Genomic DNA, 6975 nt, shown 5'->3' on the forward strand with positions numbered 1-6975 from the left:
GTGTTATAACGCCCTCGGGGCAACCGCTCGAACTTACCCGGTCAGCTTCGCCTGCGCAAGATCCTAGATCTTGCTGGCACCGCCCAGTTTTTCCACAGAACACATCCGCCGTCTGGGCGGATAGTTCGTAGAGGTGGCCCAGTAGGACCGGCCGACGATCGCAACTTGGCGATCAGTCCGCCCGGCTCCCTGCGGGCTTTGTTACTCTACTCGGTCGATCTCGCTGGCGCAAATCCCGGTTTCGCGGAACTTCGAGCCAGCCTCGCCCGAGGCTTCGGCAAGCTTAGCGCGTGCCTCTGCCACCCGACGAATCCCCTTCCGGTCCGTCACTTTCGTGCCGTTCCGTCCGGGTTCCCCTCGGGCAGAGAGAAAGTTACGTGATCACCTGCCGCTGATGCAAATCGACCCCCGTGCCCGTCTGTCCCGCGAGGCCCCCGCAGCGAGTCGCTGACCATGACAGAGTGGGCTCATGGGTGAATCCCCGACACTGGCTGCCGACGCGCTCCTCGATCTCGTCTTCCCGCTCTGGCAGTTCGTGATCGGAGCGCTTGTGCTGGTCACGCTCGTGGTGTCGGTGCTGCGGATGGTCCGTCGTGGCCCGTCCCGGATGGGCGGCGCGATGCTGCTGGCCGGCGGCGCGGTCATCGGCGTCGCGGTGATCGGTTATCTCGTACAGATGCTGTGACCCGCAATACCCACGTCCGCACGACTCTCTAATTATAGGCGACGGTTGGCCAGACTGGGCAGCTCGGTCCGGATCAGCTCGACACGGGCCAGGTCGAGGTCGGCGGTCACCATCCCCACCGCGTCGGGCGCCTGCGCGACGACGGTCCCCCATGGGTCGATGATCATGCTGCGGCCGAAACAGGTGCGGCCCGGCTCGTGGTCGCCGATCTGGGCGGCCGCGACCACATAGCACTGGTTCTCGATCGCGCGGGCCCGCAGCAGGACCTCCCAGTGGTCCCGGCCGGTGTGGAGCATGAAGGCGGCGGGCACCACCAGGATCCGGGCGTCGCCCTGCACGGCCAGACGCCGGTAGAGCTCGGGGAAGCGCAGGTCATAGCAGATCGACAGGCCGGTGCGGACGCCGGCGATCTCGGCCACCACGGTGTCGTCGCCGGGCGCCACCGAGCGCGACTCCTGATAGGAGACCCGGCCGGCGATCTCCACGTCGTACAGGTGGATCTTGCGGTAGGTCGCCGTTAGGTCGCCCTGCGGGGAAAAGACCAGGGAGGTGTTGTAGGTGCGGTGTTCGTCGGGGCCGGACTCGTGGAACGAGCCGGCGTGCACCCAGAGGCTCAGCTCGCGCGCGGCGGTGGCGAAGAAGTCGGCGAACTCGCCGTCGACGCTTTCCGGCTTGGGCGCACTCGCGCCGGGGCCAAGATAATCGACATACTCCGGCAGTACCGCGAGCTCGGCGCCGGCCGCGGCCGCGCGCTCGAGCATGTCCCGGGCCACGGCGAGGTTCTGAGCCCGGTTCTCCCGGGAGTTGACCTGACAGACGGCAACGCGCATGAGTCGAAGCCTACGGTGCGGCGAGGCGTGGTTGTAGGGCCGCGAACGGCCCTACAACAGTCGATCAGGCCGACTTCTCCTCGCGGTCCGGGCGACGGCGACGGCCGACGAACTCCCGGGGCACGATGGTCGGGTTCACGTTTTCCAGCACGACCTCGCCGGTGATGACCACCCGGGCGGCGTCGGGGTTGCTGGGCACCTCGTACATCACGGAGAGCAGGACCTCTTCCATGATCGCCCGCAGGCCGCGGGCACCGGTGCCACGCAGCATCGCCTGATCGGCGATGGCCTCGAGCGCGTCGAAGTCGAACTCCAACTCGACGCCGTCGAGCTCGAACAGGCGCTGGTACTGCTTCACGTACGCGTTTCGGGGCTCGGTGAGGATCTTGATGAGCGCCTCACGGTCGAGGTTGCGCACCGTGGTGATCACCGGGAGCCGCCCGATGAACTCGGGGATCAGGCCGAACTTCAGCATGTCCTCCGGCATGACCTTGCTGAAGATGTCGTCGGTGTTCCGCTCCGAGATCGAGCGCAGGTGAGCGCCGAAACCGACACCGCCGTGACCGACCCGGGACTCGATGATGCGGTCCAGGCCGGCGAACGCGCCGCCCACGATGAACAGGACGTTCGTCGTGTCGATCTGGATGAACTCCTGGTGCGGGTGCTTGCGGCCACCCTGCGGCGGGACGTTGGCGACCGTACCCTCGAGGATCTTGAGCAGAGCCTGCTGGACACCCTCGCCGGAGACATCGCGGGTGATCGACGGGTTTTCGCTCTTGCGAGCGATCTTGTCGACCTCGTCGATGTAGATGATGCCCTGCTCGGCGCGCTTGACGTCGTAGTCGGCCGCCTGGATCAGCTTGAGCAGGATGTTTTCCACATCCTCGCCCACATAGCCGGCCTCCGTCAGTGCGGTCGCGTCAGCGATCGCGAACGGGACGTTGAGCATGCGGGCCAGGGTCTGCGCCAAGTGTGTCTTACCGCAGCCGGTGGGGCCTATGAGCATGATGTTGGACTTGGCCACCTCGACGTCGCTGCCCCCACCGGGTGCGCCGCTCGACTCGGCCTGGATGCGCTTGTAGTGGTTGTAGACCGCTACTGAGAGTGCCTTCTTCGCCTGTTCCTGTCCGACAACGTAGTTGTCGAGGAAGGCGCAGATCTCCATCGGCTTGGGAAGCTCTTCCCACTTCACCTCGCCGGTTTCGGCCAGCTCTTCTTCGATGATCTCGTTGCAGAGGTCAATGCACTCGTCGCAGATGTAGACGCCTGGGCCCGCGATGAGCTTTTTGACCTGCTTCTGGGACTTCCCACAGAAGGAGCACTTCAGTAGGTCGCCGCCGTCGCCGATCCGTGCCACCTACGTTCTCCTTGAGCTCATCGGCCGGCTCGCGCCGGCCTGGTCCGAGACTGAGTGCCTCGTTGCCATCTCATCGTCTGCCGAACCGCGTAACTGAGGCTGCATGCTCGACGTTACCCGCAAAGAGGCTGTTCTCCGACCCCCCAAAACGGGCGTGTCAGGGGTCGGCCAGTTTAGCGTGCACCGGCCGGCCCCTGACACCACGCTTCTCAGCTGCCGGAACCGACGGCCTGCAGCGTCTTCTTCCGGCTGGCCAGCACGGTGTCGACGATGCCGTACTCCTTGGCCTCGGCGGCCGTCATGATCTTGTCACGGTCGATGTCCTTACGGACCTTGTCGACCGCCTGACCGGAGTGGCGGGCGATCATCTCCTCCAGCTGGGTGCGCATGCGGAGGATCTCGCGGGCCTGGATCTCGATGTCCGAACCCTGGCCGTAACCACCCTCGGTGGCCGGCTGGTGGATCAGGACCCGGGAGTGCGGCAGCGCGAGGCGCTTGCCCGGGGTACCACCGGCCAGCAGCACCGCGGCGGCGCTGGCGGCCTGACCCAGGCAGACGGTGGAGATGTCCGGACGGACGTACTGCATCGTGTCGTAGATGGCCGTCATGGCCGTGAACGAGCCGCCCGGGGAGTTGATGTACATGGTGATGTCGCGGTCCGGGTCGGAGCTCTCCAGCGTCAGCAGCTGGGCCATCACGTCGTTGGCCGACGCGTCGTCCACCTGGACGCCGAGGAAGATGATCCGGTCCTCGAACATCTTGTTGTACGGGTTGGTCTCCTTCATCATCCCGTTCGAGGAGCGCTCGACGAAGGATGGGAGCACGTAGCGGTTGTGCACCGGAGCGAACCCGGGAGGCATGGTCAGGTCGGTCATTGTTCCGCTCCTCAGTTCAGCGTTCCGGCGCCCTCGGGCACCTCGGTGGCCGTGGTGATCACCTTGTCGATGAAGCCATAATCCTTGGCCTCCTGCGCGGTGAACCAGCGGTCCCGGTCGAAGTCCTCTGCGATCTGATCCTGGGACTGACCCGTGTGAAACGCGATCCGCTCCTGGAACATGCGCTTGGTGTAAAGCATCTGCTCGGCCTGGATGGCGATGTCGGCCGCGGTGCCGCCCATGCCGCCGGACGGCTGGTGCATCATGATCCGCGCGTGCGGCAGCGCGAAGCGCTTGCCCGGGGCACCGGCGCAGAGCAGGAACTGGCCCATTGAGGCCGCCATGCCCATCGCGACGGTCTGCACGTCGTTGTCGATGAACTGCATGGTGTCGTAGATCGCCATGCCGGAGTAGACCGAGCCACCCGGCGAGTTGATCCAGAGGTTGATGTCCCGCTGGGGGTCTTCGGCGGAAAGCAGCAGCAGCTGCGCGCAGATTCGGTTGGCAACCGAGTCGGTCACCTCGCTGCCGAGGAAAATGATGCGCTCACGCAGCAGGCGGTTGAAGACCGAGTCGTCGAGGTTGCCACTGAGGGTGTCGCCCCCACGCAGCACAGGGCTCGCGGGGATGTGGAGATCGGTCATGGCAGCCCTTCACAGCTGACTGTGCCGGCCTAGGTACCGGTCGGCAGGTTGTCCGTCGTACGACCAACCTAACCGGTCGAATGCGCATCGGCTTCCCGCTCGGGCAGGTGTTCGCTGACAGCGCACCCACCCCGGAAAGGACAACCGGCCGCCGCCGAAGGGGCAGCGGCCGGTTGTCAGAGAGCACTCAGTGGTTGTGGCCGGCGTGCTCGTCCTCGCTGGCGGCCCGGAGGTCGTCGAGGGTGAGCGTGGTGCCTTCCGAGTCCTTCATCGTGACCTGCTCCATCACCGAGGCGAGCGCCTTGCCGCGGCGCACGTCGCCGAACACGGCGGCCGCCGCACCCGACTGGACGAGCTGGTCGTAGTACTGCTGGGGCTGCATCTGGGCGCGCTGGGCGCGGTGCACGATCTCGTGACCGAACTCGTCGTCGGAAACCTGGACGTCCTCGGCGTCGGCGATCGTGTCCAGCAGCAGCTGGATGCGGACGCCTTCCTCGGCGGCCTCGGTGAGCTCCTGGTCGATCTGCTCCTCGGTCTTGTCCTCCGAGGTCAGGTAGTCGGCCAGGGTGGCGCCGATGCGCTCCAGCTGGTCGGTCATGGCCTGCTTGCGGCCCTCGACCTCGTCCTTCACGACGCCCTCGGGGGCCGGGATCCCGGCGGCCTCGACGAGCTGCTTGAGCGCCTCGTCGCGGGCCGCGTAGATCTGCTCGACCTTCTTCACCTTGGTCAGCCGCTCGCGCAGGTCGTTACGCAGCTCCTCGAGGGTGTCGAACTCGCTCGCCAGCTGGGCGAACTCGTCGTCGATCTCGGGCAGCTGCTTGTCCTTGACGCTGCGCACGGTCACCTTGACCGCGGCCTCGCGGCCGGCGAAGTCGCCGCCCACCAGCTCCGTGGTGAAGTCGGCGTCGGCACCGGCGACCAGGCCCACCAGAACCTCATCGAGGCCGGGGAGCAACTGCTTGCTGCCGACCTCGTGGGAGATGTTGGTGGCCGAGCCGCCCGGCACCTCTTCGCCGTCGACGGTGGCGTTCAGGTCGAGCTGGACGTAGTCGCCCTCCTCGGCCGGCCGGTCGACCGTCTTCAGCGTGGCGAAGCGCTCGCGCAGGCCCTTGATCTGCTCGTCGATCTCCTCGTCACCGATCTCGACGGCCGGAACCGTCACCGAGATCGTGGACAGGTCGGGGATCGTGATCTCGGGGCGCACGTCCACCTCGGCGGTGAACTTCAGCGGCTCGTTGTCGCCGAACTCGGTGATCTCCACCTCGGGCCGGCCCAGCGTCTTGACGTCGTGCTCACGAACCGCCGCGAGGATCTGCTGCGGAATCGCCTCCTGCACGGCCTCGTTGAGGACCGCGCCGCGGCCGACGCGCTGATCGATGACCGCAGCCGGGATCTTGCCGCGACGGAAGCCCGGCACCTGAACCTGCGCGCCGATCTCCCGGTACGCCTTCTGCAGGCTCGGCTTGAGCTCGTCGAACGGCACCTCGATGGCGAGCTTCACCCGAGTCGGGCTCAGAGTCTCGACGGTGCTCTTCACAGGCGTACTCCTTGTTGCTGCGGATAGTTGATATCAGTCGGGGTGGCGGGATTTGAACCCACGGCCCCTCGCTCCCAAAGCGAGTGCGCTACCAAGCTGCGCCACACCCCGTGGCGGTGGCCAGTGTATGCGGTCCGCTTTCCTGCGCGTGCGGTGGAGTCCACCTGGTTCGCGCGGGCGGGAGTCGATTCAGTAAGCTGTGCGGGTGCCCCGGTCCCAGACCGGGTCCACGCGGGCGTAGCTCAATGGTAGAGCCTCAGTCTTCCAAACTGATTACGCGAGTTCGATTCTCGTCGCCCGCTCCACGTCTGACCTGCTAGGCGGCATGATCAACCAAGTTTTGATCAAGGCCCACGCAGCAATTGTTGGGGAAATTGTTGGGAAACGAGGATCGACACACGTGTCAGCTCCGACCCCAGACAGCACCGGCGCAACACGCGCGCCGACGATGCATCCCGTTCAGCCCCAGCTCACAGCAGTCCTCCCCCGCCGGCACGAACGCCCAGTAGAGCCGGGCCTCGCCGGCCCAATCGGCATCCCTAGTTAGACAAAACTGATGATGCAGGTTCGAAATTTTGCTCGAGGTTGCACTGCGCAGAACTCCGGTCGCCCTACCGGCGACCTCGGACCATGAAGGTCAGACAGGCAGCTGGTGGTATCGCTGTCACACCGCGAGGCAACATCGGCGGGCTCACGGGAGCATCACACCATGGCAGCCGGCTCATGGTTCCACGGAACCTGCCGACACCCCCGGCGTGTCCCGTGACCGTTGAAGTCGTCGCATACCGGCCCATCACCGGCCGGACGGATCTTTCACGGTAGATCAGCAGCCCATCCCCCTACGACGGAGCAGCGCCGCAACGAACCCAGCGACCGCCGCCGTGCTGCCCGGAGCCCTGGACGGGCATTGATCGAGGCGAAGTCAAGAACTACCAGAACCGCCGGATTGTTACACACCCGCCTCCAGGCGACCACGCTCCGCAGTCATGACAATGGGGGGAAAGCATGACCAGACGCACTGATTTAGCCGATGAGCGCGCATCTGAC

General features: G+C 65.8%; 6 protein-coding genes and 2 tRNA genes. 2 read left to right on the forward strand and 6 right to left on the reverse strand.

All coding sequences use genetic code 11. The features are described 5' to 3' along the window. Window positions 1-469: 469 nt before the first annotated feature. Window positions 470-685: a hypothetical protein gene (locus Ato02nite_RS49940; RefSeq protein WP_213013790.1), complete on the forward strand. Its 216-nt coding sequence runs from the start codon at window positions 470-472 to the stop codon at window positions 683-685. 32 nt (window positions 686-717) lie between these two features. Here Ato02nite_RS49940 and Ato02nite_RS49945 read toward each other — a convergent pair whose 3' ends face one another. From Ato02nite_RS49945 to Ato02nite_RS49970, 6 genes are all read right to left on the reverse strand, one after another. After that, window positions 718-1515, reverse strand: a complete 798-nt coding sequence (locus Ato02nite_RS49945; protein ID WP_213013791.1) for a carbon-nitrogen hydrolase family protein — start codon at window positions 1513-1515, stop codon at window positions 718-720. 64 nt (window positions 1516-1579) lie between these two features. Next, complete coding sequence (gene clpX, locus Ato02nite_RS49950) at window positions 1580-2872, reverse strand: ATP-dependent Clp protease ATP-binding subunit ClpX (RefSeq protein WP_213013792.1); 1293 nt, start codon at window positions 2870-2872, stop codon at window positions 1580-1582. A gap of 209 nt (window positions 2873-3081) precedes the next feature. Continuing rightward, window positions 3082-3747 (reverse strand): ATP-dependent Clp protease proteolytic subunit, encoded by a 666-nt coding sequence (locus tag Ato02nite_RS49955; protein WP_213013793.1) that lies wholly within the window; start codon window positions 3745-3747, stop codon window positions 3082-3084. 11 nt (window positions 3748-3758) lie between these two features. Then, the gene (locus Ato02nite_RS49960; RefSeq protein ID WP_203801236.1) at window positions 3759-4391 is read right to left on the reverse strand and encodes a ClpP family protease; all 633 of its coding nucleotides are present in this window, start codon (window positions 4389-4391) and stop codon (window positions 3759-3761) included. A 187-nt stretch (window positions 4392-4578) separates the two neighbouring features. Continuing rightward, the gene (tig, locus tag Ato02nite_RS49965) at window positions 4579-5928 is read right to left on the reverse strand and encodes a trigger factor (RefSeq protein WP_213013794.1); all 1350 of its coding nucleotides are present in this window, start codon (window positions 5926-5928) and stop codon (window positions 4579-4581) included. A gap of 37 nt (window positions 5929-5965) precedes the next feature. Then, a tRNA-Pro gene (locus Ato02nite_RS49970) sits at window positions 5966-6039 on the reverse strand. Window positions 6040-6159: 120 nt separating this feature from the next. Between Ato02nite_RS49970 and Ato02nite_RS49975 the strand changes: the two genes are divergently transcribed. Continuing rightward, window positions 6160-6233 (forward strand) — tRNA-Gly (locus Ato02nite_RS49975). Window positions 6234-6975: the final 742 nt, after the last annotated feature.

Source organism: Paractinoplanes toevensis (assembly GCF_018332695.1).
Lineage (GTDB): Bacteria > Actinomycetota > Actinomycetes > Mycobacteriales > Micromonosporaceae > Actinoplanes > Actinoplanes toevensis.

What these genes read in the sequence shown, in the direction of transcription:
- Ato02nite_RS49940 (WP_213013790.1), top strand. Translation starts at nt 470, where the DNA reads ATGGGTGAATCCCCGACACTGGCTGCCGACGCGCTCCTCGATCTCGTC.
- Ato02nite_RS49955 (WP_213013793.1), bottom strand. Translation starts at nt 3,747, where the DNA reads ATGACCGACCTGACCATGCCTCCCGGGTTCGCTCCGGTGCACAACCGC.
- Ato02nite_RS49960 (WP_203801236.1), bottom strand. Translation starts at nt 4,391, where the DNA reads ATGACCGATCTCCACATCCCCGCGAGCCCTGTGCTGCGTGGGGGCGAC.
- Ato02nite_RS49945 (WP_213013791.1), bottom strand. Translation starts at nt 1,515, where the DNA reads ATGCGCGTTGCCGTCTGTCAGGTCAACTCCCGGGAGAACCGGGCTCAG.